The 1,339-nt window shown below is 61.7% G+C and carries 1 protein-coding gene; it reads left to right on the top strand.

Features of this window, described 5'->3' with window-relative positions:
- Positions 1 to 111 precede the first annotated feature (111 nt).
- Positions 112 to 1,266 (top strand): ISNCY family transposase, encoded by a 1,155-nt coding sequence (locus ABID19_RS34250; RefSeq protein WP_354494857.1) that lies wholly within the window; start codon positions 112 to 114, stop codon positions 1,264 to 1,266.
- Positions 1,267 to 1,339: the final 73 nt, after the last annotated feature.

Below are 1,339 nucleotides of genomic sequence, written 5' to 3'. Positions count from 1 at the left end.
TGTCGTAAGCACATGAGTTGTCCGGATTAGGTAGCACGTGAGTTGTCCGGTTTTATCGCCAGCGAATGGAGGCTGGGGATGAAGCGGGCAGCGTGGCTACAGGACCGGAGAATGCAGAAGTTTCGCGACGTATTGAGCCGCTGGAATGGCGGCGATCTATCGATGATGGAGGCAGGCGAGTTGCTTGGCATGTCGGAGCGGCAATTCCGGCGCTACCGCGACCGTTACGAAGAGGCCGGGGAGGCTGGGTTGCTCGACCGGCGTTTGGGCAAGCTTTCGACGCGTCGGGTGCCTGCGGAAGCGATCGAGGAGATGCTGGAGCTTTATCGTCATCGCTACCTTGGCTGGAACGTGACGCATTTCCACGAGCACCTGCTGCGTGATCACCACTTCAGCTGGGGCTACACCTTCATCAAGACGCAGCTTCACGCGGCGGGTCTGGTGGAACGGGCCAAGCGGCGCGGTGCTCACCGGCGCAAGCGGGAGAGGAAGCCGTGCGAGGGGATGATGCTACACCAGGACGGCAGCCGTCATCGATGGCTGGCGGGTGAGCCGATGCTGGATCTGATCGTGACGATGGACGATGCGACGAGCACGATCTATTCGGCTTTCCTGATCGAGGAGGAAGGCACGGCGTCAAGCTTTCGGGGGCTTCTGGAGACGTTCGTCGCCAAGGGATTGCCGTCGAGCCTCTACAGCGATCGCGGCAGCCACTATTTCGTGACGCTCAAGGCCGGCGGCACTGTCGACAAGATCCGCCTGACCCAGGTCGGCCGGGCGCTCGATCGGCTGGGTATCGAACATATTCCAGCCTATTCGCCTGAAGCGCGAGGCCGCTCGGAGCGAATGTTCTCCACCTTGCAGGATCGGCTGCCCAGAGAGCTGGCGCTGACTGGAATTGCCGATATCGAGACCGCCAATCGCTTCATCGCACAGACCTACCTGCCGGCTCACAATGCCCGCTTCGCCAGGCCGCCCGCGGTCCAGGACAGCGCCTTTGTCGCCGCCGACCCGCAACAACTGGCCCAGATCCTGTGCATCGAAGAGGAGCGCGTCGTTGCCCGCGACAACACGATCGCCTTCGCGCGCCTGCGATTGCAGCTGCCGCAGAGCCCGATCCGGCATCACTTTGTCAAAGCCACGGTCAAGATCAGGCAGTACCCGGATGGCACGCTCGCAGTCTTCCACGGGCCGCGCCGCATTGCACGATACATGCCCAATGGCGCCGCAATCCAAGACACTTGCCCCATCAGGCAAGCCGCGTGAACCGCTTCGACGCAAACTGAAGCGGACAAGTGATGTGCTACCAAAACCGGACAACTTGATTAGCTACCGACAG

Source organism: Mesorhizobium robiniae (assembly GCF_040545535.1).
GTDB classification, from domain to species: Bacteria; Pseudomonadota; Alphaproteobacteria; order Rhizobiales; family Rhizobiaceae; genus Mesorhizobium; species Mesorhizobium robiniae.
Note: the sequence above shows the minus strand (reverse complement) of the source record. Positions and strands in the feature narration are given on the sequence as shown.